We start from the raw sequence: 26,596 nt of genomic DNA on the forward strand, positions 1-26,596 counted from the left end.
TCCTTAATCAATGACAGGGCAGGATTAGCTGCCGTGGAAGCTGAGTGAGTGAATCGGGTAAGGTAATACGGCAACGAACGTTGCCCCATTGCACGCTGAACGTCTGTCCATCGTTCACGCCGCTGAGCCAGACATGGCCTTCTTCGCTGACCATGCCAACGTCAATGTTTCCGTCAATACTCTGCACGACTGCACCAAGCGGCGGGTATTTACCGTCGGCGGTACGAATGATGGCGTTGACGTCTTTCCCGGCGCGCGAGGCCAGTGATTTATAGCCGATAGCGCCCTCGGTCCAGGTTTCCCGCAGGGTATTTTCCGCCACGGTCACTCCGTCCGGTAAGGCGTCGAGATTGACGGCTACGGTTGTGGGTTGATAGCTGGAGAGCATCGGCACTACCGCATAGCCAAACCCATTGGTGGTATTGATGTTTCCCTGAACCGGAATGTCGGCAATACCGTCGGTGCTGACCATCAGGCGCGGTTCATTACCCATGCTGCGTCGATGGAGCGCCGCGCCGTGACCGGTGGCGGTAAGGGAGCCGTTCCAGCTGGCGCTGGCAGAGGTATAGTCGCTGGCGGCGTAGCTGCCGGAAAGCTGCAGGTCGCCCATGCTGGAAAGATGCTGATAGTTGCCGCGGAACTGAGCGCCGTTGTCGGGTTTATCGCTGGCAGCGCCAGCGGAAACGCCCCAACTGTTGCGCGCATCGGACGAGTCATACCAGGAGACGGTATGCGCGGTGTTGTCGCTGTTGCGCATGTCATAGCTTAAGCGCTGGGCGAAGCCGAAGGGCACGGACACGGAGACGTAAATCTGATTGTCGTTATCGCTCTCTTCATAGTGCGTGGTGCTGAACGTGGTGGTGAGCGAAATGTTTTTCCAGCGACCGGCATCGAAGTTAAAACCGGCGGTGATGCTGGCCGAGGTTGAGGCGTCGCCGTCCCACCACATCTGGCGCAGCGCGCTAACGTACAGGTTCATGTTCAGCGGCGTAATCGGCTGGCTGGCGGAGATGCTGATAGTCTGCTTTTCGTCCTGAGTATCGCTCTCGTTAAGCTGATGGTCGATAAAATTGGCATAGCTGTGGAACGTACGCTCTGAAAAGCGATAGGCGGCGAGGGACACCTGGCTATCGGTGGCGTCAAAGCGTTTGCTGTAGTTCAGCCGATAGCTGGAGCCTTTGTCTTCCTCTCCGTTATCAAAATGGCTGACGGCGTGGGTTATATCAAACGACAGAGCGCCCAGCCACAGCATGTTTTGCCCGACGCCGAGCGCCGCGGAGCGGTAATCATTACCAGCGGCGAGCAGCCCGCCGTAAAGCGAGGTGTTGGACAGCATGCCCCAGGAGGCTTCGCTGCTGATAAAGGTGTCATTAACGACGCTGTGCGACAGGTCGGGACGCATGCGGCCCGACGTCACTTTGTAGCGCACCTGCCCCTGACGGGTTAAGAACGGCGTTGAGGCGGCGGACACCTGGAAGGTGTTAACCCGGCCATCTTCTTCTGCCACCTCAATGTCCAGCGTGCCTTGCACCGACTGGTTGAGGTCGTTAATCATAAAGGGGCCCGGCGCGACTTTGGTCTGGTAGATAACCCTGCCCTGATGCTTCACTGTCACCGTGGCGTTGGTTTGCGCGACGCCGCCGATCTGCGGGGCATAGCCGCGCAGCTCCCAGGGCAGCATGCGATCGTCGCTAATCAACGAGGCGCCGGTATAGGAAAAACCGTCAAAAATATCCGAGCTGAAGTCGGTTTCGCCAAGCGTTAGCTTTGCGCCGAGCGCGCTCAGCGGGCGAAACAGATAGGTGCGCGAAATGTTGTGCGCGCTTTCGCTATCGTCTTCGCTACGGGTCTGGCTCAACTGATAGTCGCTGCGTAAACGCCATGCGCCAAGGTTTAAGCCGCTGGTGCCGTAGGCGTTCAGGTTTTCGCTATGACCGCCGTCGTTGGGGCGATAGGTGCTGGCAAACAGGTTGTAGTCCAGCAGGAACCCCGCCACGCCGTCGTTCCACGTTGCGGGCGGCATCCAGCCGTTGGCTTTCCAGGCGATCCACGCCTGGGGAATGGCGATATTCAACTGCTGTTGCGCCATATCCAGCGTAAAGGTGACTTCCGGATGGGCGCGAAAGCTAACGCAACCCTTTTCAACCGGTAGCGTGCGGTAAAACTCTTCTTTTAACCCCAGACTTTCTGCAAGATCGATGGGGATGCAGGGGAGAACGTTCTCACCCTGTTTTTTCCAGGTAATTAAACGGCCCGATGACATCTGATTTTTATTCACGGTGACCGTAACGAAATAATCACCCGGCAATACGGAGGGTTTGTCTTTAAGCAGGGATATATCAACGCTATCGCGCATGGATTGATCCAGCACGTTAAGGTTAAATTCGGTTGCGTTGGCGGAGAAAATAAATAGCAGACCGCATCCTGAAGCAGTCATTTTATCAATATTCACGGCATCCCTACCTAATATTTATAATAAGAGGTGGCCTACCAGGCCACCTTGTGCGCTTATTTGTAGCTCAATACATAAGTCGCGTTTGAACTGACTGCGCCCGGAGTCGCTGGGTTAGCGCCGGTGGCGTCAACCAGCTCCATATAGGCCTGGAACGGCAGCGTTTGTTCTGAAGATGCCTGCACCAGTGTGATCTCTTTCGCCGTGCCGAGGGTGATATTCTGCCCATCGGCATCCAGCAGGCGAACGCCTACGCCGGTTGCGCCGCCGGTCATGGTGTTGGAAAGCAGGTCTTCGCCTTCGGTGGTCACTGCGGAGCTGGTGAAGGTCACGTCTACTTTTGTGATCGGCGACCCTTGGCCGTTATCAGAGCTTGGCAGATCGCAATCAACCAGATGAATGCTGGAGTCCACGGCATCAGAATGCCCCTTGGTGTTGATATAGGTCGCCGGGACTTCGCCCAGGTCAACCTGCTTATCAACGTCTTCCGCTTTGATGGCGCAAGGCGCGCTGATGACATCGCCGGTAAATGTGATCTTGCCGGAGCCGCCGTCAACGTCAGCGAATGCAACGCTTGAGGTTAATGCGGTCGCTACCATGGCAAACAGCACTGTTTTTCCCATTTTCATATTTAAGGTCCTTCATTTGATTTGTAGTATTACTGGTTTAAGATATTTATTTTTCGCGCTCTCTTGCTTAGAAATAGAAAGAGGTGCAAAGTAACAATAGATTTTTCAGCGTCCCTTTATCGCTATTACTACAACAACTAATGGTAATATTGTTTGTTCATAGCCGAACAATAAACGATTTAGAGGTTCTTAGGATGGTAATAGGACGAAAATAAGAATAAATTTATATTTCCAACGCTTATTCTAGAACGCTGAATATATATATTTAAGATTTCATTATCAGACGTGCCCAGGCGCATTAAAGGATGCACCTGGGTTAGTTTTATTTAAATATCAAGAAATTATCCGATCCCCATCGATTGCAGCACCACCAGGCTCATGCCCATCACCGACATTCCGCACAGCACGCCGTAGCTCGGATTATTGTTGGGATCAATCTCTTTTGCCAACGGCATTAGCTCATCTACGGAGAGGGCAACCATAATCCCGGCAACCGCCGCCATAATTGCCGCCATCACCACCGGTGACACCATACTGCCAAGAATCGCCCATGCCAGCACGCCGCCGAGGATTTCGGCCATGCCGGAAATACCCGCCCAGAACACCGCCTGACGCTTCGAACCGGTAGCGGCATAGACCGGCCCCGCGACCGCCAGCCCTTCCGGGATGTTGTGCAGCGCCACGGCCAGCGCGATGCCGAAGCCCAGCTCAAGATTGTTGCTGGCGGTGACAAAGGTCGCGATCCCTTCCGGGAAGTTGTGCAGGCTGATACCCAACGTCAGCAGCACCGCGGTGCGGCGAATATTACGCGGCAGCGGCGGGGTACTCTTTTGCACCAGATCCTGCGGATGGGCGTGCGGCAGGACGCGATCGAGGGCGAAGTAGCCCAGCAGGCCGAAGACGAACATGCCGTAGCCCAGCACCGGTGACATGCCCGGCGCATCCAGCGCCGCGGGCAGCATCTCCATCAGGGAGATCAGCAGCATAATTCCGGCGGCAAAACCGAGTGAAAACGCCAGCACGCGGTTAGACGGTTTCTGGCCAATTACCCCCAGGAAGGCGCCGATAAACGTCGCCGCCCCGGCCAATAATGTCAGAATCAGCGGTACCGACATGGTTTACTCCTTATGATAATGATTATCATTCATGATATTGAAAATCGTTTTCCCTTGCGAGAGCTGAACGCGTTCTTTACGTCATCCTTACATTCAAATTTTCTGAAGATCATCATCACGCTTATCTGAGTTTATCCTCACTGAAAACGGGTTAATGTGGCGTTATCAAATTAAAGCCTCTGAAAGGATAACACCATGTCTCGTAGCCGAATGCCAGCACTGTTTTTAGGTCACGGTAGCCCCATGAACGTACTGGAAGATAACCTCTATACCCGTACCTGGCAGCACCTGGGCGAAACGCTGCCGCGCCCGAAAGCGATCGTCGTGGTCTCCGCGCACTGGTTTACCCGCGGCACGGGCGTGACGGCGATGGAAACGCCGAAGACGATCCATGACTTTGGCGGCTTCCCGCAGGCGCTGTACGATACCCACTATCCGGCGCCGGGATCGCCCGCGCTGGCGCAGCAGCTGGTTGAACTGCTGGCTCCGGTACCGGTGACGCTGGATAAAGAAGCCTGGGGCTTTGACCACGGATCGTGGGGCGTGCTGATTAAGATGTACCCGAATGCGGATATCCCGATGGTGCAACTGAGCATCGACAGCACTAAACCAGCGGCGTGGCATTTTGAGATGGGCCGTAAGCTGGCCAGCCTGCGTGATGAAGGCATTATGCTGGTGGCGAGCGGCAACGTGGTGCACAACCTGCGCACCGCGAAATGGCACGGTGATTCCGCGCCGTACCCGTGGGCCAGCTCGTTTAACGACTATGTGAAGGCGAATCTGGCGTGGCAAGGGCCGACGGAACAGCATCCGCTGGTGAACTACCTGTCACATGAGGGCGGGGCGCTGTCTAACCCGACGGCGGATCACTTCCTGCCGCTGCTGTACGTGCTGGGGGCGTGGGATGGCGTAGAGCCCATCACGATCCCGGTCGACGGCATCGAAATGGGCTCATTGAGCATGCTATCAGTGCAGATTGGCTGACGGTTACTCGATGAAAATGTGCGGATAGAAGCGCGAGAGATCCTGCGTGATCAGCGCTCTGTCCTCACGAATACCGATCCCGGCTGGCTGATCGTTAATCAGCCAGCTGCCGATCAGCATATAGCTGTCGCCAAACTTCGGCAGCGGATGGAACTGCTGGACGATCATCCCCTCCTCGCCGTACGGGCCTTCCACCTGCTCGATGGTTTTACCGTTTTCGATAATCGAAATGTTGGCGCCTTCGCGGGAGAAGATCGGTTTCACCACAAATTTGTCCATCTGCGGATGGTCGTCTTCGGCGAAGTAGGCCGGCAGCAGGTTCGGGTGATCCGGGAACATCTCCCACAGCAGCGGCAGCAGCGCTTTATTGGAGATGATGCTCTTCCACGCCGGCTCCAGCCAGCGCACGCCGGCGTCTTCCAGCTTGGTGGAGAACATCTCGCGCAGCATATACTCCCACGGATAGAGCTTGAACAGATTGCCGATTACCTGATCCTGCAAATCGGTAAACTGACCCTTCTCGCCCAGGCCGATATCCTCGATATAGAGGAATTCGGTTGCGACACCGGCTTCCGCCGCGCAGTCCTGCAAATACTGCACCGTACCGCGATCTTCCACGGTATCGCGGCAGCAGGTCATGTGCAGCAGCTGGAATCCGTGCTGTTCGCGCAGCTCGTTAAAGCGGTCGATCAGTTTTTCCTGCAGGCTGTTGAACTGGTCGCTACCTGCTGGCAGATTGCCGGCGTTCAGCTGATCTTCCAGCCAGATCCATTGGAAAAATGCCGCTTCATACAGCGAGGTTGGCGTGTCAGCGTTATTCTCCAGCAGCTTCGGCTCGCCTTTGCCATCCCACGCCAGGTCCAGGCGCGAGTAGAGCGACGGCTGGTTGGTCTGCCATGACTGGCGGACAAAGCCCCAGGTGTGCTTCGGAATGCGGAATTTGGCCATCAGCTCGTCGCTGGCGATGACGCGCTCGACCACCTTCAGGCACATCTGGTGAATCTCGGCGGTGACCTCTTCTAGTTTTTCCACCTGCGCGAGGGTGAGCTTGTAGTACGCTTCCTCGCTCCAGTACGGCTCGCCGTACATGGTGTGGAAGTTAAAACCGTATTCGGTCGCCTTTTCACGCCAGTCCGGGCGCTCAACGATACTGATTCTTTCCATGATAATCAGCCGCCCATTGAACGGCTGGTGGTGCCGCTGTTGCTACGCTGCATGGTGGACTGTTTCGCTACCGACTCACCGAAGCCGCCGCGCGTCACGGTGCTGGTGGTCGCCGGTTTTGGCGCCATCGCCGTTTTTGGCACGTTCATCGAACGGCCCGGCTGGGCGGCACCGTAGTTTTTACCGCTGGCATCGGTGTATTTACCGTAGGCCGGGCTGGACGGGTTCTTCGAGGTGAAGACCGGCTGCTGCTGGTAGCCGCCCATGCCGCCGCTCATCATACGGCCCATCATGTAGCCCGCCATCAGCGGCATCCAGAAGCTGCCGCTGCTTTGCGCCTGCGCCTGGTTTTCACCGCTCGGTGCCATGCCCGCCTGCGCCGGTGCCTGCAGGCACTGGCCTTCACCGAATTCCGCTACGCAGTCTTCACGGCTGGCGTATTTTGGCGCGGTGCGCTCGGCTTCTTTCAACGCGTTGTTGAACGTTGTTGTACACTCTGCGCTTTTGCCCGGGTTGGCCGCGGAGCAGTCGTCGGCGTTCTGATACAGCGTGACGGTTTCGTCGGTTTTCTCGCAGCCCGCAAGCATAAAGACGGCGGTAACGGCCAGAGCAACCGGTGTTAAGTGACGCGCGCCCCAGCTTTTACGGAAAGCGGCGTGTTGAATGTTGTTTGTCCGTTTCATTTTATTCTTCCTGGACCCAGTGGAATGGTATTGCAATAGCGCTCAGGATAGTGGATGAGTGGTCGAAAATGAAGCGAAGAAGCGGCGAAAGCGGGGGATCTTTACGTTGCCTTACGTTGGCGCAAAAAAAAGGTCCGCACGAAGCGGACCTTGCTGCCAGCAAACGTCAACCTTAGCGGAGACGCGCTTTGCTGGTGGCCGGAGAGGTGTAGCCGTCGGCGCTGGCATCCTGCTGCGCATTTTCAGGCGCGATGGTGGCATTGGCGGTGGAAACCGGCTTGCCCAGGGTGTTGTTCAGCGCCAGCAGATCCTGCTCGTTCAGCGTGCCCAGTGCATTTTTGATATTCAACTGGTTGATCAGATAGTTGTAACGCGCGCTGGAGAGCTGTTGCTTGGCGTTGTACAGCGTGGTGGTCGCATCCAGCACGTCAACGATGGTACGGGTACCGACGGAGTAGCCCGCTTCCATGGCGTCTAAAGAGCTCTGCGCAGAAACCACCGCCTGTTTGTAGGCGTTGATGCTGCTGATAGAGGCGTTGACGTTGTTAAAGGAAGAACGCACGGTCTGGACCACGGAGCGGTGCGCGCTTTCAAGCTGCTCGCTGGCGCCGACGAAGTTGTACTGCGCCTGTTTCACCTGCGAGTTCACCATCCCGCCCTGATACAGCGGCAGGGAGAAGCTCAGACCGACTTTGTTCTGGCCGGCGTCGTTATCATCGTATTGCGAAGAGCCGCGAGTTTTAGAGCCGCTGTAAGAGGTGTTGGAGACCCCGGTAGAGGCGGTTAAATCCAGCGTCGGCAGATGGCCGTCCTGCGCCTGGCGAATCTGCTCACGCGCCAGGTCCTGGCTCAGGCGAGCCTGCAACAGGGAAAGGTTGCGGTTTTCCGCTTCTTTCAGCAGAGAGTTCACGCCCTGCGGCTTATCGGTTTTGAAGCTGTCGACGTTCAGGGACGCCAGCTCCGGATAGTAGTTACCGGTCACCTGACGCAGCGCTTCTACCGCGTTGTCGAGGTTGTTACGCGCGGTGACTTCGTTCGCCAGCACGGTATCGTACTGTGAACGGGCGTTCTGCACGTCGGTGATGGCAACCAGGCCCACGTTAAAGCGCTGGGTGGTTTGGTCTAACTGACGGTAAATCGCCTGTTTCTGCGCTTCGGTATAGGAGAGCGAGTCAATGGCGCTCAGCACGTTAAAGTACGCGGTGGCGGTGTTCAGGATCAGCGTCTGCTGGTCGGTCTGATAGGTCACATCCTGGATGCCCGCCGCTTTTTCTTGCAGGCTTAGCGCACGCCATTTGGACATATCGAACAGCGATTGGGTCAACTGTAGAGAGCCACTGGTGACGTTGGAGTTCACGCCGTTATTGTCGCGGAAGCCGTTGGTGTAGGTATAATCGGCACCCAGACCTAACTGCGGTAACAGTGGGCTACGCGCTTCGTTGATCTTTTCGAATGCCGCATCACGGTCTGCTGCAGATTTACGGAGATCCGGGTTACTGGTACGTGCCTGCTGATAGACCTGTAACAGGTTCTCTGCCTGGCTCATTGTACTGAAGCCCGTCAGGCTCAGGCCAATTAAGATAGGGAGCAATTTCTTCATTTGCATTTGCATTCCTTGTTGTGAAGCTTAGCGCTGATCTAATTCACAGAAAAAATATTCGCCGATTGTACCAGAGTCCGCCGTGTTAAAAAGTTGGCGTAACGTGCCATCTGGCGTTAATTTGCACCAATCTACCATAGAGTTCGTGAATCCTAAGGTAAACAGAGTTTAAATCCACAATTTCAACACAATTACTGTATAGGCCAGTCCATGACTAAATCACGTAACCCAGTGGTTACCCTCGCCAAAAACGATGTAGAAATTATTGCACGAGAAACGGTATATCGCGGTTTTTTTTCGCTTGATGTGTATCGTTTTCGCCACCGTCTTTTCAACGGTGAGATGAGCGGAGAAGTTCGTCGTGAAATTTTTGAGCGCGGTCACGCTGCAGTCTTGCTACCCTTTGACCCAGTGCGTGACGAAGTGGTGCTGATTGAGCAAGTTCGCATTGCCGCGTACGACACCAGTGAGACACCCTATCTGCTGGAAATGGTTGCCGGCATGATTGAAGAGGGCGAAACCGTCGAGGACGTCGCCCGTCGCGAATCGATGGAAGAGGCGGGGCTGGAGATTGGCCGCATGAAACCGTGCCTGAGCTATCTGGCCAGCCCCGGCGGCACCAGCGAGCGTCTGTCGATTATGGTGGGCGAAGTGGACGCGACAATGGCTAAGGGGATCCATGGCCTGGCGGAAGAACACGAAGACATTCGCGTTCATGTGGTAAGCCGGGAGTACGCTTATCAATGTGTAGAAGAGGGAAAAATTGACAACGCAGCGTCTGTCATCGCTTTGCAATGGCTACAGCTGCATTATCAGGACTTACGAAAAGAGTGGGCAAAATGAAGCGCTATACACCTGACTTCCCAGAAATGATGCGTCTGTGCGAAACCAACTTCGCACAATTACGCCGCTTACTGCCGCGTGTTGATGAAGCCGGCGAAACGGTGAACTATCAGGTGGCCAATGCGCAATATCGCTTAACGATAGTCGAATCAACTCGTTACACTACGCTTGTTTCGATAGAACAAACGCATCCGGCGGTAAGCTACTGGAGCCTGCCGTCGATGACCGTGCGGCTGTATCATGACGCGATGGTGGCTGAAGTGTGTTCAAGTCAGCAGATCTTTCGCTTCAAAGCGCGGTATGATTATCCAAATAAAAAGTTGCATCAACGCGACGAAAAGCATCAAATTAATCAGTTTCTGGCCGACTGGCTTCGATTCTGTTTAGCACATGGAGCGATGGCGATTCCGGTTTGTACATAGAACCGTTCGGGCTGCTGCCAGCGACGACGCCGCCCGAAAGGATGATGTGTATGTTTGCATCGTGAAACCTAAGGACACCATTTGGAAAGCCTTTTAAACCTTCCTCTGGCTGGTGGGGCCAGTGTCAGGGTACTGCAAATTACTGATACTCACCTGTTTGCTGAAAAAGATGAAACGCTGTTAGGGGTGAATACCTGGGAAAGCTACCACGCCGTCTTGCAGGCGATACATGCCTCGGCGCGTGAAGTTGACCTGGTGGTCGCGACAGGCGATTTAGCACAGGATCACTCATCCGCGGCCTATCAGCACTTTGCTGATGGCATCGCGAGCTTTACTGCGCCCTGCGTTTGGCTTCCGGGAAACCACGATTTCCAGCCCTCCATGTACAGCACCTTGCAGGATGCGGGCATCTCTCCGGCCAAACGTGTGCTGGTTGGCGAACACTGGCAAATTTTGCTCCTCGACAGCCAGGTTTTCGGCGTGCCGCACGGTGAGCTGAGCGACTTCCAGCTCGAGTGGTTAGAAAAACGGCTGGCGGAAATGCCGGAGCGTCATACGCTGCTCCTCCTGCACCATCACCCTTTGCCAGCGGGCTGCAGCTGGCTCGATCAGCACAGTCTGCGCAACGCCGGGTCGTTGGATAACGTGCTGGTAAACTTCCCGCGCGTGAAGCATCTGCTGTGTGGCCACATTCATCAGGAGCTGGACGTCGAGTGGAACGGCCGCCGTATTATGGCGACGCCGTCAACCTGCGTGCAGTTTAAGCCGCACTGCGCCAATTTTACGCTGGATACCGTTTCGCCTGGCTGGCGTTGGCTGGAGCTGCATGCCGATGGTTCATTAACCACCGAAGTCTGCCGTCTCGCCGGGTCGAAATTCCACCCTGATACCGCATCTGAAGGCTATTAATGTCGACGCTTCTCTATCTGCACGGCTTTAACAGCTCACCGTGGTCGGCCAAGGCCACGGCGCTTAAGCAGTGGCTGGCTGAACACTATCCCGACGTGAATATGCTGATCCCGCAGTTGCCGGCCTACCCGGCGGAAGCGGCGGAAATGCTCGAAGCGCTGGTGCTTAAGCACGGCGGCGAGCCGCTCGGCATCGTCGGGCCGTCGCTGGGTGGCTATTACGCCACCTGGCTGTCGCAGTGTTTCATGCTGCCCGCGGTGGTGGTGAACCCGGCGATACGGCCGTTTGAGCTGCTGGCGAATTTCCTCGGCCCGAACGAGAATCCCTACACCGGGCAGCAATATGTGCTAGAGTCTCGCCATATTTACGATCTCAAAGTGATGCAAATTGATCCCCTTGAGGCGCCGGATCTCATCTGGCTGCTTCAGCAGACCGGCGACGAAGTGCTTGATTACCGCCAGGCCGTGGACTATTTCGCCTCCTGCCGACAAACGGTCGAGGAGGGCGGTAATCACGCATTTACCGGCTTTGAAGATCACTTCACACAGATTATCGATTTCCTGGGGTTGCATTAAGCAGCGCCAACTACCTACGAATAGATCATGACGCAATCTTCTTATAACGCTGATGCCATTGAGGTACTCACCGGGCTTGAGCCGGTTCGCCGCCGTCCGGGGATGTACACAGATACCACACGTCCGAACCACCTGGGTCAGGAAGTTATTGATAACAGTGTGGATGAAGCGCTGGCCGGGCACGCGAAGCGTGTTGAGGTCATCCTTCATGCCGATCAGTCACTGGAAGTTATCGACGACGGTCGCGGCATGCCCGTTGACATCCACCCTGAAGAAGGCGTTCCGGCGGTGGAACTGATCCTCTGCCGTCTGCACGCTGGCGGTAAGTTCTCCAACAAAAACTACCAGTTCTCCGGCGGCCTGCACGGCGTGGGGATTTCGGTGGTGAACGCCCTGTCAAAGCGCGTTGAAGTTAACGTTCGCCGTGACGGCCAGGTCTACAGCATCGCGTTTGAAAACGGCGATAAAGTGGAAGACCTGCACGTCTCCGGCACCTGCGGTAAGCGCAATACCGGCACCAGCGTACACTTCTGGCCGGATGAAAGCTTCTTCGATAGCCCGCGCTTTTCCGTCTCGCGCTTAAGCCACCTGCTGAAAGCGAAAGCGGTACTGTGCCCAGGCGTTGAAATCGTCTTCAAAGACAAAGTGAATGATACCGAACAGACCTGGTGCTACGCTGACGGTCTGAACGACTATCTCAGTGAAGCGGTGAACGGCCTGCCGCTGCTGCCGGAAAAACCGTTTGTCGGCAATTTCTCTGGCGACACCGAAGCGGTGGACTGGGCGCTGCTGTGGCTGCCGGAAGGCGGTGAGCTGCTGACCGAAAGCTACGTCAACCTGATCCCTACCATGCAGGGCGGCACCCACGTGAATGGGCTACGTCAGGGGCTGCTCGACGCGATGCGCGAGTTCTGCGAATACCGCAATATCCTGCCGCGCGGCGTGAAGCTGTCGGCGGAAGATATCTGGGAACGCTGCGCCTACGTGCTGTCGGTGAAAATGCAGGATCCGCAGTTCGCCGGGCAGACCAAAGAGCGTCTCTCCTCGCGTCAGTGCGCGGCCTTTGTTTCCGGCGTGGTAAAAGACGCCTTCAGCCTGTGGCTGAACCAGAACGTCCAGGCGGCGGAGCTGCTGGCCGAAATGGCCATCTCCAGCGCTCAGCGTCGTCTGCGCGCGGCGAAAAAGGTGGTGCGTAAAAAGCTCACCAGCGGCCCGGCGCTGCCCGGCAAGCTGGCGGACTGCACCGCGCAGGATCTCGCCCGCACCGAACTGTTCCTCGTAGAAGGTGACTCGGCGGGCGGCTCCGCGAAACAGGCGCGCGACCGTGAATATCAGGCGATCATGCCGCTGAAAGGTCAGATCCTGAACACCTGGGAAGTCTCCTCCGATGAAGTGCTGGCCTCGCAGGAAGTGCACGATATTTCCGTGGCGATCGGTATCGATCCGGACAGTGCCGATCTCAGCCAGCTGCGCTACGGCAAGATCTGTATCCTCGCCGATGCCGACTCCGATGGTCTGCACATCGCCACGCTGCTGTGCGCGCTGTTTGTGAAGCACTTCCGCGCGCTGGTGAAAGAAGGTCACGTCTACGTGGCGCTGCCGCCGCTGTATCGTATCGATCTGGGCAAAGAGGTTTACTACGCTCTGACCGAAGAAGAAAAAGCGGGCGTGCTGGAACAGCTCAAGCGTAAGAAAGGAAAACCGAACGTGCAGCGTTTTAAAGGTCTGGGTGAAATGAACCCGATGCAGCTGCGCGAAACCACGCTTGATCCGAACACTCGACGCCTGGTGCAGCTTGTCATCAACGATGAAGATGAACAGCAGACCGATGCCACCATGGACATGCTGCTGGCCAAGAAGCGCTCGGAAGATCGCCGCAACTGGCTGCAGGAAAAAGGCGATATGGCCGATATCGAAGCCTGATTTCCAATCTCAAATTGAGCCTAAAAAGGAGACGCATGCGTCTCCTTTTTTATTGCCCACGGGCCGGCTCAATCGCCAACCTCCGAGGCTAATGAATCGATTCATTTCTAATTTCTGCGCTTTATGAAATGCCATTTTAAAATTTGGTATGACAGGTCACACTTTAGTTGTATGACTTCTACCATATTCTTCCGCTGGACATAAAACATACTTTTGAACATGGACGTCAATCTATGCAGCCAAGTGATTCGCATAGTGAATTTTATCTTTCCTTACAAGAGAATCGTCTATGTTAAGAAGAAAACTGGTTTTAAGCGTTTTATCTTTCTCGTTACTGATGGGGTCTGCGGCGGCGATGGCGAAAACGGTTTTTATCGCCTCAGATGTGCATCCCGCTGATTATCCGACGACTGCTGCGGTGATTCATATGGGGGAGAAGCTCAGTCAACAAACCGACGGGCGTATCTCCATCAGGATGTTCCCAAGCGGGCAGATGGGAGATGAAAGCACCACGCTGGAAAAGACCCGCGCCGGGGCGATTGATATTCTGCGCGTTTCTATGGCGCCGGTTGGCGGCATTCTGCCGCAGGTGAGCGTCTTCAACATGCCGTTTGTGTTCCGCGATACCGATCATCAGCACAAAGTGCTGGATGGCGACGTGGGCAGCAAACTGGCGAAAGAGATCTCCGACAGCAACCTTGGGCTGGTTTTCCTTGGCTGGATGGACGCGGGCTCGCGCAGCTTGATCACCAAAAAACCGATCACCACCCTCGACGATCTGAAAGGCGTGAAGATCCGTCTGCAAAACAACCCGATTGGCCTCGATACCTTTAAAGCGCTGGGCGCTAACCCGATCGTCCTGCCGGTTGGCGATGTCTTCGCTAGCCTGCAAACCGGGGTGATTGACGCAGCAGAAAACAACGAGCCGACCTTTGATACCGAAAACTACGTGGTGGCCGGCACCAAATATTTTGACCTCACCGAACACTTTATGATCCCGGAAGTGCTCGCCTTCTCGAAGCGTAAATGGAGCAAACTGTCGGCGGAAGATCAGACGCTGATCATGAAGCTGGCAAAAGAAGCGCAGGCGGAAGAACGCGTGCTATGGGCTGAATACGTCGAGAAATCCAAACAGCGTCTGCAAAGCCAGGGCGTGAAATTCCTGCCGGTGGATAAAAAACCCTTTGTTGATGCCACTGCGCCGGTTCGCGAAAAATATGGCAAGCAGTTCAGCGACTTAATGCAAGAAATTCAGGACACCAAATAATCCCCGTGGCGGCAGGACGGCGCGTGCTGGCCTGCCCGTTTTGATCTGGAGATAACAATGAAAAATATCTATGTCCTGGTCATGGATGGCGTGTATCGGATCTGTATCTGGCTGTCAGGGATCAGCCTGTTATTTATGACGTTTATTTATCTGGTGGGGATTTACGCCCGTTTTCGTCCTGATTTTCCGGCATGGCTCGATTTTCTCCCGCATGCCTCAACCAGCTGGCCGGAACCGTTATCGCAGATTTGCATGATCACCTTCTCCTTCGTAGGGGCGGCCGCGGCCTATCGGGCCGGCAGCCACATCGCGATTACCATGCTGGTGGATCACATTAACCCGGCGATGAAAAAAGCGCTGGCGGTGTTCGTCGATCTGGCGATGCTGGCCACCTGCCTGTTTATCATTCACTGGGGGATTATCGGTTGTATGGATGCCTGGGAGGACGTGGTGCCATCGCTGCCGTTCCTGACCTCGGGGATCACCCATTTGCCAATTCCTCTGGGTTCGTTCTTCACGCTGCTGTTTGTGGTTGAAAAACTGCTGTGCGGCCCGCAAACGCACCGCGAACTGGTGCAGTTTGGCTCGCCGAAAGTCGGTCACTAAGGGGCACAAGCAATGGACTTAACGCTGATTATATTTGTCGTGACCTTCGTGGTGTTGATGGCCGTGGGGATGCCGGTGGCCTACGCCGTGGGGTTGACCGCCGTGGTGGTGACCGCCTTCGCGGACTTCTCGCTCGATGGGCTGGTTATCACCATTTTCCACAGTACCGATAACGTCAACCTGTTGACCATTCCCTTCTTTGTGTTCGCGGGGGCGATCATGGCAGAAGGGGGAATGGCGCGACGGCTGGTGGATTTTGCCGGGCTGTTCGTCGGCTGGATCCGCGGAGGGCTGTCGCTGGTTAACATTCTGGCCTCCACGCTGTTTGGCGCGATTTCGGGATCGTCGGTGGCGGATACCGCCTCGATCGGATCGGTGCTGATCCCGGAAATGGAGCGTAAAGGCTACCCGCGTTCTTTTGGCGCGGTGCTGACCGCCAGCGCCTCGGTGCAGGCGATCCTGGTGCCGCCGAGCCATAACTCGGTGCTTTTTGCTATCGTGGCGAACACCGCGGCGGTGACCATTCCGGCGATGTTCCTCGCCGGGATCATTCCGACCTTGGTGCTGTGCGTGACGCTTATCGTTATGTGTTTAATTGCGGCACGTAAAAACAACTATCCGAAAGAAGCGCGCGTTGAGCTGAAGCGCAAGATCAAGATTGCCTCCGACGCCATCTGGGGACTCGTGACCATTGTGATCATCTCCGGCGGCATCCTCTCGGGCTTCTTTACGCCGACGGAATCAGGGGCAATTGCCTGTATCTGGGCGATGTTTGTCACCTTCTTTGTCTACCGCGAATATAAGCTGAAGGATTTCCCGAAGCTTATCCACCGCACGATCAAAACCGTCACCATGGTGATGGTGCTGATCGCTTTTGCCGCCGCTTTTGGCTCGGTTATGACGCTGGTAGGGCTGCCGCAGGAGATCTCCGCCGCATTGTTGTCGCTGTCAGATAACAAGTACGTCATCCTGTTAATCATCAACATCATGCTGCTGCTGTTGGGCTGTTTGATGGACATGGCGCCGCTGATTCTGATTCTGACGCCGATCCTGCTGCCGGTGGTGGTAGAGCTGGGGATCGATCCGGTGCATTTCGGCATTATTATGATGATGAACTTAGGCATTGGGCTGATCACGCCGCCAGTAGGTTCGGTACTGTTCGTGGCCAGCGCCGTCAGCGGGCAGAAGATTGAAACCGTCGTGAAAGCGATGATTCCGTTCTACTGCGTGCTGTTCCTGGTGCTGATTGCCATTACCTATATCCCGATTCTGTCACTGTGGCTCCCGGGGCGCTTCCACTAGCCCGCTGGCGCGATACGTGATTTTTCCGGTACTGCAAGGGGGTCTCACCGATCCCCTTTTTAAATGAGCTAATAAAGTAGGTCACTTCGGCAAACCCCACCTGCCCGGCAATCTCGCTCACCGGCAGCGCGCTGTGCAGCAGCAGCTCGCAGGCGCGGCGCAGGCGTAACGTATTGAGGTAGTCGTGAATATGCTCCCCGGTCTCGGCGTGAAAGCGGCGTGACAGATAGCTGCGCGATTTGCCCAGTTCCGCTGCCAGGGCATCAAGGCTGAATTTCTTCTGATAGTTCTCTTCAATCCAGAACATGACCGGGCTGGCAATACCGCTTGAGGTGTCGGTCATTTTTTCCTGCACCGGCGGCAGCATATTGAATAATGTCATTAACATACAGGCTATCTGTTCAGTGCTCAGCGCGGAGAGGCTGGCGGCGCGCGCGTAAAGCCCGAACAGATGATCGATATGGGGATGCATCTCGGCTAAATCGGCGACAAATGCCGGGCGGCCCCGTGTGGAAAGCATCTGCAAACGGCGGTGATTATCGGGAAAATGACGGAGAAGTTTGGCAATAGCGTGCTGATCGACGTGAATAATGGTACGGCGATAGCTGTCCTGCGCTTTCTCATCCACCATGATTTTATGCAACGTAAATGGCGGGAAGAAAAACAGTCGCCCGGGACGCATGGTGTACTGGCGATTGTCGACGATCACCACGCCAAAACCCTCTTCAACGTAGAGAATTTCCAGACACTGGTGCCAGTGATGGTAGCGCACGGTGTTGGCAAAAAGACGGCTGAATGACGCGACGGCGTCATTCAGCGTGATCAGCTCCAGATGTTCGGCATTCCAGGACGAAGTCATGTGCAATATATTTAAACTTTTACCGGTTTAATCTTACTACTAAACCACTGTTTTAAATTTTATCAAGCACCGGTTCACACAATACTATCAGTTGTGACCGGGTTAACATTTCTTCGCTGCCTGGATTCTCTATGCTTTAGCCACTTTCGAGGATGGTTAATTCAGGGGGCAGGACAGTGAGCGAAATATCAAAAGTATTGTCATCACGAGAAGACGTAACAACCACGCTGATGACGATGCTGAGCGCTCTCGATAAACAATTTCCCGCCGGCGTGGCGCAGTTTTCGCTGGGTAACACCTGCGCGCACTACACCACGGATATCGCGGAGATGGAGGGCTTATCGAGAGCGCTTTGGGGGCTGTTCCCGCTGCTGGCGGGCGGGGCGGAGGTGCCGTTCAGCGACAAGTATATTACGGCCATTAAGCTTGGTACTGACCCTCATAGCCCGTCCTACTGGGGCGATACCGGGCCGTACGATCAGCGGCTGGTGGAGATGGCCGCCTACGGGCTGGGCCTGGCGCTAATGCAGGATAAGCTCACCGCGCATTTCAGCGAGGGCGAACTGGCGAATCTGCACCGCTGGCTGAATCAAATCACCGATGCCCAGATGCCGGATAGCAACTGGAACTACTTCGCGGTGATTGTCCAGCTGGGCTTTAAACGCGCGGGCCTGCCTTACGACCAGGCGGCGATCGATCGTCGCTTCACGATGATGGAAGCCTACTACCTCGGCGACGGCTGGTATTCCGACGGCCCCGGCCGCCCGAAAGACTACTACATCTCAATGGCGTTCCACTTCTACGGCCTGATTTACGCCACCCTCAACGCCAATGATGACCCGGCGCGCGCGGCGACGCTGCGCGATCGCGCCAGCCAGTTTGCCAAAGATTTTATCTATATGTCCGCCGCCGACGGCGCGTCGGTGCCGTTTGGTCGCAGCCTGACCTACCGTTTTGCGATGGTCGCCTTCTGGAGCGGCGTCGCGTTTGCCGGGCTGGACGTCTTCTCGCCGGGGGTCGTGAAGGGCATCATCCTGCGCCACCTGCGCTGGTGGCTGGCGCAGCCGATCTTCGATCGCGACGGTATTTTAACGCTGGGCTTCGCCTACCCGAATCTGGCGATGTGTGAAGACTACAACTCGCCCGGCTCGCCGTACTGGGCGCTGAAAGTGTTCCTGATCCTCGCGCTGCCCGCCGATCACGCTTTCTGGCAGGCAGAAGAGCTGCCGCTGCCGACGCTGGAGCCGGTGCACGCGATTGCCCCCGCGCAGCAGATTTTGCAGCACGATAAGGGCTCGCAGCACGTGGTCATGCTGACCTCCGGGCAGCTTGAGCTGAACAACTACGTCAATACCGAGGCGAAATATACCCGGTTTGCCTACTCGACCCGCTTCGGCTTCACCATTGAGCGCGGGCGCTACGGCATTAAACACGCGGCCTGCGACTCCATGCTGCTGCTGTCGGATAACGACAACTACTGGCGCGGGCGTCGTGAGTGCGCCCGCGTGGAGATGCTGGACGGCGCAATCTACTCCCGCTGGCTGCCGTGGCACGATGTGCAGGTCGACAGCTGGCTGATTCCCTGCGGCGAATGGCACGTACGCGTGCACCGGGTGAATACCGCGCGTCGTCTGCAAACGGTGGAGGGAGGCTTTGCGGTGATGAAGGCTGACGCAGAAATTACCGTCGGTCAAAGCCGAATTTCTGCCGCCAACGGCACCAGCGCGGTGGTTGATCTCTCCCCGCTGGCGGTGCGTCAGGCAGACAGCGTGATCACGCCGCCGAATAGCAGCGTGATGTTCCCGGAATGCGCGTCTATCCCGATACTGGCCGGCGATATTGCGCCCGGCGAACACTGGCTGTGCTGTGCGGTGGTGGCCAGCGGCACTGTGGACGCTCCGCTGCCGGAGCTCCCGACGCTACATATTGAAAATAATGCGCTGAGCGTGACGGATAACGTCAGCGGGAAAATAACCCATTTGAGTTTATAACCTTCCGGATAACAGCAAAAAACCGGGATACCCCCTCGCCAGCTTTGAATTGTGATGATTCAGAGCTGGCACCCTACAAAGTTTTGTCGAGGACCGTATGGAAAAAATAACGTCTGCAAACAGGCTGGAATATTACAAAATAAGTTCGTTTATCTTTTTATATTTCTTTACCTGGTCTGCCAGTATTGGCCTTTTTGCCATTTGGCTGGGGCAAAAAGCGGAACTCAGCGGCGCGGTCATTGGTACCGTCTTTGCCGTCAACGGAATATTCTCGGTCATTCTCAAACCGATCTATGGCTATATTCTCGATAAAATCGGCATGAGTAAGTATCTGCTCTATTTTGTGGTGGTGATGTCCGCCCTGATGGCGCCGTTCTTTATTTATGTTTATCAGCCGCTGCTGCTGTCCTACACCACCCTGGGGATTATTGTTGGTGCGATTTATCTGAGCTTCGCGTGGTATGCCGGCGTCGCGGCCTGTGAATCGTATGCCGACCGCTACAGCCGTCTGAACAGCATGGAATTTGGCCAGATTCGTATGTGGGGCTCGCTCGGCTGGGCGGTGGCGTCCTCGTTCTCCGGCCTGCTGTTTAATATCTCTCCGGCCTACAACTTTATTCTCGGCAGCGTTGCCTCGCTGGTCATGCTGGCGGTATTAATCAGCCTGAAGGTCGATACTGAAAGCCGTAATGCCAGCGCGGTGATCTCAAAAGATAAGATTGTCCTGAAAGACGTTTTCGACCTGCTGAAAAGCGGCAAATTCTGGGCTTTCTGCCTGTATGTCGCCGGCGTGGCGTGGATGATGTTCGTCGCCGAGCAGCAGTTCTCGCGCTATTTCGTGACCTTCTTTGATGATGTTCATGAAGGCAATACCATTTTTGGTCTGCTCGGAACCGTGCAGTCCGGCACCGAATTTGTCATGTATATCTTTATGCCGATGTTCGTTAACTATATTGGCGCCAAGCGCGGCCTGCTGATTGTTGGCGCATTAGTCGGCGCGCGTCTGGTTATTTCCGGCCTCTGCGACTCTCACCTGCTTATTTCGGTGATTAAACCGCTGTACGGTCTGGAAATCTGTCTGCTGCTGGTGTCGGTATTTAAATATATCGCCGAGCATTTCGACAAGCGCGTTAACGCTACCATGTATTTATTAGGCTACCAGGCGATGCTGTATATCGGTAACGTCGTGGTCTCCTCACCGGCTGGATTATTGTACGACCGTATTGGCTTTGAAAAGACCTATATGATCATGGGCGGGATTGCGCTGTTCTTCACGCTGATTTCCGCCTTCACCTTATCCGCCTGTAAACGACAGAATCATCGCCAGCCAGCCCTTGATGTGGCTGAAAATGGTATTTCTAAATAAGCCTTACTGATTGAAGGAACCGAATATGTTAAACCAAATCGTTGAGGAAAAATTACGCGAATTCCCGGGCGCTCCCGTTAATCTGCAAATGTTTAACGATCAGCTGTGCTCGGCGCGTAGCCATGTCCTTAATCTGATTAGCCGTCATTTAACGGATTTCGGTGATAAATTCCCGGGCGAAGCCTGCGTCAACGGTTACTATCCGCTGACGGAAAACGTTGAGTGGACCACCAGTTTCTGGACCGGCCAGCTCTGGCTGGCATGGGAAATGACCGGTGAAGAGAAATACCGGGCGCTGGCGGAAAAACATGTGCGTTCGTTCGGCCTGCGTATTGCCGGGCGTCATGATACCAACACCCACGATCTGGGCTTCCTCTACACGCTCTCGTGCGTGGCGGCGTGGCGTTTGACCGGCAACCGCGACGCGCGCGGTTTCTCCCTGCAGGCGGCGGAAGCATTGCTCGAACGCTTCCACCGCAAGGCGGAGATCATCCAGGCCTGGGGCGTCCTCACCGACCCGGAGCAGGCCGGGCGGATGATCATTGACTGCACCATGAACCTGCCGCTGCTGTATTGGGCAACCGAGCAGACCGGCGACCCGCGCTTTGCCGATGCAGCCCGTGCCCACGTGCGCCAGTCGGCGAAGTATCTGGTGCGCGAAGATGCCTCGACCTATCACACCTACTATATGGACGTGCTGACCGGCGAGCCGCGCTTCGGCAAAACGCAGCAGGGCTACGCGGACGACTCCTGCTGGTCGCGAGGCCAGGCGTGGGGGATTTACGGCTTTATGCTGAGCTTCCTCTATACCGGTGATAAGGAGCTGATCAGCCTGTCGAAAAAGCTGGCTAACTACTTCCTTAATCGTCTTCCGGAAGATGCGGTGTGCCACTGGGATCTGGCGCTGGTCGGTACCGACGCGCTGCGCGATTCGTCATCGGCGGCGATTGCGGTGTGCGGGCTGCTGGAGCTGGTGAAGCATCTGCCGACCACCGATCCGGACCGCGAGCGCTATCAGCAGTGGGCGATGGGCATTATGTCATCGCTGTCAAAACACTACCTGATGGGGGGGGACGAGCCGGGTACCGGCGTGCTGAAGCATTCGGTGTATCACTTCGCCAGCGATAAGGGCGTGGACGAGTGCTGTAGCTGGGGGGATTACTTCTATGTGGAAGCGCTGATGCGCATGACGCAGAGCTGGAAGCTGTACTGGTAAACAGGTATGCGTAGCCTGGAGTCCGTGAAACCCCGGCGTCACTGCGTTCGGCCGGGCTACGCGTTGGGATATGTAGCCCGGACGAGGTGAGTGAGCACCGACTCCGGGAAACCCCGGCGACGGAGAATGCTTACTTAAACGCCCGCTTCCAGGATACGAATCGTCGTATCCAGCACGTCGCCTTTCACTGCTTCGCTCCAGGCTTTCATGTGCGGCGTCTGCAGGTGCGCATCAAGATGCGCCACGCTTTCCCACACTTCTACCATCACGATAGAGTCCGGCGCGGTGGTCTGGAAGCTTACGCCTGCCGCATGGTCAACCATCGGCGCATAGCCGTGGCAGCCGTCTTCTTGCAAAACGGTCGGGATAATTTTCGCGAACTGATCCAGTACCGCCTGACGGTGGTGTTGGCCCGGACGGGTACGGATTTCAGCAATAACTGTCAACATGATTAACTCCTTCTAATACCTGCCTGACAGTTAACCAAAAATTTTACCAAGATGCTCGCGGTATTCTGCAATATAACGCGGAACGTCCGGCATTTTGATAACATCATTGGTGATAAAGGTCGGCAGCGCTTCCATTCCCAGGAACTGGTTCGCTTTGTGGAACGGCAGATACACGCCGTCAACGCCGACGCCGTGGACGAACTGTTCTTTATCGGTGAAGGCCTCCATCGGCGCGTTCCAGGTCAGTGACAGCATATAGGTTTTGCCCTGAATCAGGCCGCCGGAGCCGTATTTCTTGCTGGCGTCGGAACGGGTACGGCCATCGCTGGCGTACAGCGAGCCGTGACCTTCGGTGAAGACGTCATCGATATATTTTTTCACCGTCCACGGCGCGCCCATCCACCAGCCCGGCATCTGCCAGATGACGGAATCGGCCCACAGGAAGTTCTGTACTTCGGCTTTGACGTCGTAGTCGCCGTCGGCGCGAACCACTCTAACATCATGCCCGAGGTCGCGCAGGAAGGTTTCCGCGACTTCGGTCAGGGTGTCATTCAGCTGGCCGTTGGAATGGCCGAATTTTTTCGCGCCGTTAACAATCAGGATGTTGCTCATTATCTGTCCTCAGTAAAATGCCTTTGTCAGCTATGATACCTGGCTCTTCGCAGCGGTTAAATGTGCAAAATGTGCAAAGTCTTTTGCTAAAACAGCAATAATCTTTGTTATCCGCGAACAGTGACCTGGAAACCGCCGTCGGGCGCATTACTGAAGGTGACGGTCATCTGGTGCAGCGCGGCGATGCGCTGCACGATAGACAGCCCCAGACCGCTGCCGGTTTCATCCTGCCCCGGCGGGCGGTAGAAGCGTTCACCGATGCGCGCCAGCGCCTCCGGGCTGATGCCAGGGCCGTTATCGCGTACGCTAAACCCGTCCTGGGTCAGCGTGACGTCCACCACGCTGCCCGGCGGGCTATAGCGTACGGCGTTATCCAGCAGATTGCGCACCAGCAGGCTCAGCAGCAGCGGCTGCGCGGTGCGGGTCACCGGCTGGGCGTTCAGGTGCAGACGCACCTCAATACCCGCTTTTTGCGCGCTGTGGTAGATGTCCATGACTGAGGATTGCAGCAGTTCATCCAGCGCGACGGTCTGCACGTCCGCCAGCTGTTCAAGGGAGTCGAGGCGCGAAAGGGTAAGCAGCTGCTCGACCAGCCGGGTCGCACGATCGATCCCGGTATGCAGCTGCATCAGCGCTTTGCGCTGGCTTTCGGGATCGTCCTGCGACATCTGCGCCACTTCCGCCTGCACCCGCAGCGCCGTAAGCGGGCTGCGCAGCTCGTGGGCGGCGTCGGAGGTAAAGCGCCGCTCGCGGGTCATCATGTCGTGGGTTCGGCGGAACAGCTGATTAAGGGCGTCCAGCAGCGGACGAACTTCGGTCGGCACGCCGTCGGTACTCAGCGGTTCACCGGCGTCCGGGTCGCGCTGGCTTAGGGTCCGGGTGAGCTTTTTCAGCGGCGCCAGCTCGCGGCTCAGCAGCACAATCAGCAGCAAAAACATCACCGGCAGCGCGATAAGCCACGGCGTCAGCTGGCCGGTAATGATATCCAGCGCCATCTCGCGCCGGTAGTCCCACTCCTGGCCGACGACGATACGGTACTTTTTATCGGCGGTGGTCAGCCACAGAAAACGCCAGCGGTCATCATCATTGCTGAGCTGCCCGTCATCGAAGCCTTCCCGCCGGTAGTGATAGGGAATAAACGGCCCGTTTTCGCCGTCGTGCAGTACCATTTTGCCGTCGGTGGTGTAGATGGCAAAGGCCAGCACGTCGTCATCCAGATGCCCATGCTTAACCTTTTTCGGCGCGCGTACCCACTGACGCGACGACGAAAGATCGGCAAAATCCATGGCGCTGATGCGCTTGGCGAACAGCATCTGCTGGGTATCGAACAGCTCATCCAGCTTTTTGGTGGTTTGCTTCCATGCCACGGCGCTGGCAAAGCACCAGGTGAGGGCGGCAAGCAGCATAAACAGCAGCGTCAGACGGACGCGCAGGCTAAGGCGGCGGAACAGATTCATTGGTCACCCAGGGTGTAGCCGATACCGTGAACGGTGCGGATAAACGCGCTGCCGAGCTTGCGGCGCAGATGGTGGACGTGTACTTCAATGGCGTTGCTGGACACCTCTTCATCCCAGCTGTAGAGCTTCTCTTCAATCAGCTTGCGCGGCAGCACGCGCCCGGCGTTGCGCAGCAGCAGTTCCAGCAGCGCGAACTCTTTGGGTTTGAGCGCCAGCGCTTCGCCTTTTAAGGTGGCGGTCAGGCTGCCGGGATCCAGCTCGACGTCGCCGTGACGTAATACGCTGCTGGGCTGCCCGTGGGCGCGGCGAATCAGCGCCTCCAGCCTGGCGGCCACTTCAATCAGGGCGAAGGGTTTACAGAGATAGTCGTCGGCGCCCAGACGCAGCCCTTCTACGCGTTGGCTGAGCGCATCGCGGGCGGTGAGGATCAGCACCGGTTCGCGGTGCGACTTCTCGCGCCACTCGCGCAGAATATCCAGCCCATCAATGCCCGGCAGGGTAAGGTCAAGGATCACCGCATCATAGGGGGCGTTATAGAGGGCGAGCTTTCCCTCCTCGCCGCGGGTAAACCAGTCGAGGGTGAAGCCCATTTTTCCCAGCCCGGTCTTGATGCCGTCGCCGATAAGCTTGTCATCTTCCACTAATAAAATACGCATCTCACGCTCCTTGCCTGACACTCTGAATGGCAAGTAAACCGCGCCTTTGCCGCCGCTGTACAGCAAAAAAATTTCTTTTTTTCGCTTAAGAAGTTGTTAAGAATTGGCTGATGTAATAGTGAGCATAGTCAATAAAAAGGAGAGATTATCATGAAGAAACTTGCTGCTTTCGCCGCTATTCTGGCCCTGGCATCCGCACCGGCCTTCGCCGCTAATCAGGGCGGTTTTACCGGCCCGTCCAGCACCACCACTACGCAAACCGGCGGCTTTACCGGCCCGAGTGGAACGGTCACCACCGCGGCCAACGCCAAATCAATGCGTGACGATACCTGGGTGACGCTGCGCGGTAATATCACCGAGCGTGTTTCCGACGATTTGTATATCTTTAAAGATTCCAGCGGCACTATCAATGTCGATATCGATCACAAGCGCTGGAACGGCCAGACCATCTCCCCTCAGGATCTGGTGGAAATCCAGGGCGAAGTGGATAAAGACTGGAACTCCGTGGAAGTCGACGTGAAGCAGATTCGTAAAGTGAATCCGTAACCCCACACTGCGCAAGATCGGTCAGGATTGACCGCCGCCTGGTGAGCAGAATGGGCCACAAGGAGGCAGTGATGAGTGACCTGATTAGCGCGGCTTATTCCGAACGCCTGCGGCGCGTTTGCGACCACATTGAGCGTCATCTGGATGAGCCTCTTTCGATTGAGGCGTTAAGCCGGATGGCGCACAGCTCGCCGTTTCATTTTCACCGGCAGTTTACCGCCTGGAGCGGCCTTCCGCTCTATCGTTATATTCAGTGGCTACGCCTGCGCCGCGCGTCATGGCGGCTGGCGTTTAATCCGCAGGATAAAGTCATCGATATCGCGCTGGATGCCGGGTTCCAGAATCCGGAGTCATTCACACGTGCTTTCAAAACCGCGTTTGGTCAAAGCCCGCGCCGGTTCCGGCAGTCGCCGGACTGGCTGGCCTGGCACCAGCGCGTTCCAAAACTCGCTTTACAGGAGCAGCACGTAATGGATGTAAAAATCGTTGAATTCCCCGACACCCGTGTGGCGATGCTCACCCATCAGGGGCACCCCGACAAGGTGAACGCCAGCGCGGCGACGTTTATTGAATGGCGGCGAACCAGCGGCCTGTCGCCGGTTGCCAGCAGCCAGACCTTTGGCATTGCCTGGCACGACCCGCAGACCACGCCGCCGGAGCAGTTTCGTTTTGATATCTGCGGCAGCGTCAGCCAGCCAATAGCGGAAAACGCCTTTGGCATTGTGAACGGCGAGATCCCCGGCGGGCGCTGCGCAGTGGTACGCCATCAGGGATCGCTGGACAGTCTTTCGGACAGCGTGTGGTATTTATTCCGCCAATGGCTGCCGGCCAGCGGTGAAACGCCGCGCGATTTTCCGGTCTTCTTCCAGTACCTGAATTTCGTCCACGAGGTGCCTGAACATGAACTGCTGACGGACATCTATCTTCCGCTTCGTTAACTTCCTCGCAACCTATCTCACGGTTTGTGACT

25 protein-coding genes are annotated in these 26,596 nt (G+C 56.2%); 14 read left to right on the forward strand and 11 right to left on the reverse strand.

Annotation, left to right across the window (positions count from 1 at the left end):
• Positions 1 to 7: 7 nt before the first annotated feature.
• From ACK5JN_RS11540 to zupT, 3 genes are all read right to left on the reverse strand, one after another.
• Entirely contained in the window at positions 8 to 2,452 is a 2,445-nt protein-coding gene (locus ACK5JN_RS11540; protein ID WP_416870301.1) for a fimbria/pilus outer membrane usher protein, read from the reverse strand.
• Positions 2,453 to 2,508: 56 nt separating this feature from the next.
• Positions 2,509 to 3,081, reverse strand: coding sequence for a fimbrial protein (locus ACK5JN_RS11545; RefSeq protein ID WP_416870302.1), 573 nt, complete (start codon positions 3,079 to 3,081; stop codon positions 2,509 to 2,511).
• 341 nt (positions 3,082 to 3,422) lie between these two features.
• Positions 3,423 to 4,196, reverse strand: coding sequence for a zinc transporter ZupT (gene zupT, locus ACK5JN_RS11550; protein WP_416870303.1), 774 nt, complete (start codon positions 4,194 to 4,196; stop codon positions 3,423 to 3,425).
• A gap of 195 nt (positions 4,197 to 4,391) precedes the next feature.
• On the opposite strand from zupT, the gene ygiD reads away from it, so the two are divergent.
• Positions 4,392 to 5,180 (forward strand): 4,5-DOPA dioxygenase extradiol, encoded by a 789-nt coding sequence (gene ygiD / locus ACK5JN_RS11555; protein WP_416870304.1) that lies wholly within the window; start codon positions 4,392 to 4,394, stop codon positions 5,178 to 5,180.
• A 3-nt stretch (positions 5,181 to 5,183) separates the two neighbouring features.
• Here the strand turns inward: ygiD and ACK5JN_RS11560 are convergent, their stop codons facing one another.
• The 3 genes from ACK5JN_RS11560 to tolC form a co-directional block, all read right to left on the reverse strand.
• A complete protein-coding gene (locus tag ACK5JN_RS11560; protein ID WP_416870305.1) occupies positions 5,184 to 6,344 on the reverse strand; it encodes a glutathionylspermidine synthase family protein in 1,161 nt (386 codons plus the stop codon).
• Positions 6,345 to 6,349: 5 nt separating this feature from the next.
• Positions 6,350 to 7,027: a DUF1190 family protein gene (locus ACK5JN_RS11565; RefSeq protein WP_416870306.1), complete on the reverse strand. Its 678-nt coding sequence runs from the start codon at positions 7,025 to 7,027 to the stop codon at positions 6,350 to 6,352.
• Between the two features lie 172 nt (positions 7,028 to 7,199).
• Positions 7,200 to 8,633, reverse strand: coding sequence for an outer membrane channel protein TolC (gene tolC / locus ACK5JN_RS11570; RefSeq protein WP_416870307.1), 1,434 nt, complete (start codon positions 8,631 to 8,633; stop codon positions 7,200 to 7,202).
• Between the two features lie 204 nt (positions 8,634 to 8,837).
• Between tolC and nudF the strand changes: the two genes are divergently transcribed.
• From nudF to ACK5JN_RS11610, 8 genes are all read left to right on the forward strand, one after another.
• Positions 8,838 to 9,470 (forward strand): ADP-ribose diphosphatase, encoded by a 633-nt coding sequence (nudF, locus tag ACK5JN_RS11575; protein WP_416870308.1) that lies wholly within the window; start codon positions 8,838 to 8,840, stop codon positions 9,468 to 9,470.
• On the forward strand, positions 9,467 to 9,892 hold the full coding sequence (locus ACK5JN_RS11580) for a DUF1249 family protein (protein ID WP_416870309.1): 426 nt from the start codon (positions 9,467 to 9,469) through the stop codon (positions 9,890 to 9,892). The genes nudF and ACK5JN_RS11580 overlap by 4 nt, the downstream gene beginning before the upstream one ends.
• 81 nt (positions 9,893 to 9,973) lie before the next feature.
• Positions 9,974 to 10,801: a 3',5'-cyclic-AMP phosphodiesterase gene (cpdA, locus tag ACK5JN_RS11585; RefSeq protein WP_416870310.1), complete on the forward strand. Its 828-nt coding sequence runs from the start codon at positions 9,974 to 9,976 to the stop codon at positions 10,799 to 10,801.
• Complete coding sequence (yqiA, locus tag ACK5JN_RS11590; RefSeq protein WP_416870311.1) at positions 10,801 to 11,376, forward strand: esterase YqiA; 576 nt, start codon at positions 10,801 to 10,803, stop codon at positions 11,374 to 11,376. Before cpdA ends, yqiA begins: the two co-directional genes overlap by 1 nt.
• Before the next feature lie 27 nt (positions 11,377 to 11,403).
• A complete protein-coding gene (parE, locus tag ACK5JN_RS11595) occupies positions 11,404 to 13,299 on the forward strand; it encodes a DNA topoisomerase IV subunit B (RefSeq protein ID WP_416870312.1) in 1,896 nt (631 codons plus the stop codon).
• Between the two features lie 289 nt (positions 13,300 to 13,588).
• Positions 13,589 to 14,566 carry a TRAP transporter substrate-binding protein gene (locus ACK5JN_RS11600; RefSeq protein WP_416870313.1) on the forward strand — a complete coding sequence of 326 codons (978 nt, stop codon included), beginning with the start codon at positions 13,589 to 13,591 and terminating at the stop codon, positions 14,564 to 14,566.
• 57 nt (positions 14,567 to 14,623) lie between these two features.
• Complete coding sequence (locus ACK5JN_RS11605; protein WP_065356064.1) at positions 14,624 to 15,172, forward strand: TRAP transporter small permease; 549 nt, start codon at positions 14,624 to 14,626, stop codon at positions 15,170 to 15,172.
• Between the two features lie 12 nt (positions 15,173 to 15,184).
• Positions 15,185 to 16,474: a TRAP transporter large permease gene (locus ACK5JN_RS11610; RefSeq protein ID WP_167575000.1), complete on the forward strand. Its 1,290-nt coding sequence runs from the start codon at positions 15,185 to 15,187 to the stop codon at positions 16,472 to 16,474.
• Here ACK5JN_RS11610 and ACK5JN_RS11615 read toward each other — a convergent pair.
• A complete protein-coding gene (locus ACK5JN_RS11615) occupies positions 16,425 to 17,333 on the reverse strand; it encodes a helix-turn-helix domain-containing protein (protein WP_416870314.1) in 909 nt (302 codons plus the stop codon). The genes ACK5JN_RS11610 and ACK5JN_RS11615 overlap by 50 nt on opposite strands.
• Positions 17,334 to 17,563: 230 nt before the next feature.
• Here ACK5JN_RS11615 and ACK5JN_RS11620 point away from each other — a divergent pair, with 230 nt between their 5' ends.
• The 3 genes from ACK5JN_RS11620 (at position 17,564) to ACK5JN_RS11630 (ending at position 21,906) form a co-directional block, all read left to right on the forward strand.
• Entirely contained in the window at positions 17,564 to 19,324 is a 1,761-nt protein-coding gene (locus ACK5JN_RS11620) for a DUF2264 domain-containing protein (RefSeq protein WP_416870413.1), read from the forward strand.
• Between the two features lie 97 nt (positions 19,325 to 19,421).
• Positions 19,422 to 20,690 carry an oligosaccharide MFS transporter gene (locus ACK5JN_RS11625; protein WP_416870315.1) on the forward strand — a complete coding sequence of 423 codons (1,269 nt, stop codon included), beginning with the start codon at positions 19,422 to 19,424 and terminating at the stop codon, positions 20,688 to 20,690.
• 25 nt (positions 20,691 to 20,715) lie between these two features.
• Positions 20,716 to 21,906 (forward strand): glycoside hydrolase family 88 protein, encoded by a 1,191-nt coding sequence (locus tag ACK5JN_RS11630; RefSeq protein WP_416870316.1) that lies wholly within the window; start codon positions 20,716 to 20,718, stop codon positions 21,904 to 21,906.
• A 134-nt stretch (positions 21,907 to 22,040) separates the two neighbouring features.
• Here ACK5JN_RS11630 and ACK5JN_RS11635 read toward each other — a convergent pair whose 3' ends face one another.
• The 4 genes from ACK5JN_RS11635 to qseB all read right to left on the reverse strand — a co-directional run bounded on the left by ACK5JN_RS11635 (position 22,041) and on the right by qseB (position 25,080).
• The gene (locus tag ACK5JN_RS11635) at positions 22,041 to 22,355 is read right to left on the reverse strand and encodes a putative quinol monooxygenase (protein WP_416870317.1); all 315 of its coding nucleotides are present in this window, start codon (positions 22,353 to 22,355) and stop codon (positions 22,041 to 22,043) included.
• A gap of 30 nt (positions 22,356 to 22,385) precedes the next feature.
• Positions 22,386 to 22,967, reverse strand: a complete 582-nt coding sequence (locus ACK5JN_RS11640) for an NAD(P)H-dependent oxidoreductase (RefSeq protein ID WP_416870318.1) — start codon at positions 22,965 to 22,967, stop codon at positions 22,386 to 22,388.
• A 107-nt stretch (positions 22,968 to 23,074) separates the two neighbouring features.
• Positions 23,075 to 24,424, reverse strand: coding sequence for a quorum sensing histidine kinase QseC (gene qseC / locus ACK5JN_RS11645; RefSeq protein WP_416870319.1), 1,350 nt, complete (start codon positions 24,422 to 24,424; stop codon positions 23,075 to 23,077).
• Positions 24,421 to 25,080, reverse strand: coding sequence for a quorum sensing response regulator transcription factor QseB (gene qseB, locus ACK5JN_RS11650; RefSeq protein ID WP_416870320.1), 660 nt, complete (start codon positions 25,078 to 25,080; stop codon positions 24,421 to 24,423). Before qseB ends, qseC begins: the two co-directional genes overlap by 4 nt.
• 150 nt (positions 25,081 to 25,230) lie before the next feature.
• Between qseB and ACK5JN_RS11655 the strand changes: the two genes are divergently transcribed.
• Together ACK5JN_RS11655 and ACK5JN_RS11660 are read left to right on the forward strand one after the other, a co-directional pair.
• Complete coding sequence (locus tag ACK5JN_RS11655; protein ID WP_416870321.1) at positions 25,231 to 25,626, forward strand: YgiW/YdeI family stress tolerance OB fold protein; 396 nt, start codon at positions 25,231 to 25,233, stop codon at positions 25,624 to 25,626.
• Positions 25,627 to 25,697: 71 nt separating this feature from the next.
• Complete coding sequence (locus ACK5JN_RS11660; RefSeq protein ID WP_416870322.1) at positions 25,698 to 26,564, forward strand: AraC family transcriptional regulator; 867 nt, start codon at positions 25,698 to 25,700, stop codon at positions 26,562 to 26,564.
• Positions 26,565 to 26,596 lie beyond the last annotated feature (32 nt).

Origin of the sequence: Kluyvera sp., from assembly GCF_047971185.1 — a bacterium.
Classification (GTDB): domain Bacteria; phylum Pseudomonadota; class Gammaproteobacteria; order Enterobacterales; family Enterobacteriaceae; genus Kluyvera.

Coding starts and splice junctions, on each gene's coding strand:
- ACK5JN_RS11545 (WP_416870302.1), bottom strand. CDS start 3,081: ATGAAAATGGGAAAAACAGTGCTGTTTGCCATGGTAGCGACCGCATTA.
- zupT (WP_416870303.1), bottom strand. CDS start 4,196: ATGTCGGTACCGCTGATTCTGACATTATTGGCCGGGGCGGCGACGTTT.
- ygiD (WP_416870304.1), top strand. CDS start 4,392: ATGTCTCGTAGCCGAATGCCAGCACTGTTTTTAGGTCACGGTAGCCCC.
- ACK5JN_RS11560 (WP_416870305.1), bottom strand. CDS start 6,344: ATGGAAAGAATCAGTATCGTTGAGCGCCCGGACTGGCGTGAAAAGGCG.
- ACK5JN_RS11565 (WP_416870306.1), bottom strand. CDS start 7,027: ATGAAACGGACAAACAACATTCAACACGCCGCTTTCCGTAAAAGCTGG.
- tolC (WP_416870307.1), bottom strand. CDS start 8,633: ATGCAAATGAAGAAATTGCTCCCTATCTTAATTGGCCTGAGCCTGACG.
- nudF (WP_416870308.1), top strand. CDS start 8,838: ATGACTAAATCACGTAACCCAGTGGTTACCCTCGCCAAAAACGATGTA.
- ACK5JN_RS11580 (WP_416870309.1), top strand. CDS start 9,467: ATGAAGCGCTATACACCTGACTTCCCAGAAATGATGCGTCTGTGCGAA.
- yqiA (WP_416870311.1), top strand. CDS start 10,801: ATGTCGACGCTTCTCTATCTGCACGGCTTTAACAGCTCACCGTGGTCG.
- parE (WP_416870312.1), top strand. CDS start 11,404: ATGACGCAATCTTCTTATAACGCTGATGCCATTGAGGTACTCACCGGG.
- ACK5JN_RS11600 (WP_416870313.1), top strand. CDS start 13,589: ATGTTAAGAAGAAAACTGGTTTTAAGCGTTTTATCTTTCTCGTTACTG.
- ACK5JN_RS11605 (WP_065356064.1), top strand. CDS start 14,624: ATGAAAAATATCTATGTCCTGGTCATGGATGGCGTGTATCGGATCTGT.
- ACK5JN_RS11610 (WP_167575000.1), top strand. CDS start 15,185: ATGGACTTAACGCTGATTATATTTGTCGTGACCTTCGTGGTGTTGATG.
- ACK5JN_RS11615 (WP_416870314.1), bottom strand. CDS start 17,333: ATGACTTCGTCCTGGAATGCCGAACATCTGGAGCTGATCACGCTGAAT.
- ACK5JN_RS11620 (WP_416870413.1), top strand. CDS start 17,564: ATGACGATGCTGAGCGCTCTCGATAAACAATTTCCCGCCGGCGTGGCG.
- ACK5JN_RS11625 (WP_416870315.1), top strand. CDS start 19,422: ATGGAAAAAATAACGTCTGCAAACAGGCTGGAATATTACAAAATAAGT.
- ACK5JN_RS11630 (WP_416870316.1), top strand. CDS start 20,716: ATGTTAAACCAAATCGTTGAGGAAAAATTACGCGAATTCCCGGGCGCT.
- ACK5JN_RS11635 (WP_416870317.1), bottom strand. CDS start 22,355: ATGTTGACAGTTATTGCTGAAATCCGTACCCGTCCGGGCCAACACCAC.
- ACK5JN_RS11640 (WP_416870318.1), bottom strand. CDS start 22,967: ATGAGCAACATCCTGATTGTTAACGGCGCGAAAAAATTCGGCCATTCC.
- qseC (WP_416870319.1), bottom strand. CDS start 24,424: ATGAATCTGTTCCGCCGCCTTAGCCTGCGCGTCCGTCTGACGCTGCTG.
- qseB (WP_416870320.1), bottom strand. CDS start 25,080: ATGCGTATTTTATTAGTGGAAGATGACAAGCTTATCGGCGACGGCATC.
- ACK5JN_RS11655 (WP_416870321.1), top strand. CDS start 25,231: ATGAAGAAACTTGCTGCTTTCGCCGCTATTCTGGCCCTGGCATCCGCA.
- ACK5JN_RS11660 (WP_416870322.1), top strand. CDS start 25,698: ATGAGTGACCTGATTAGCGCGGCTTATTCCGAACGCCTGCGGCGCGTT.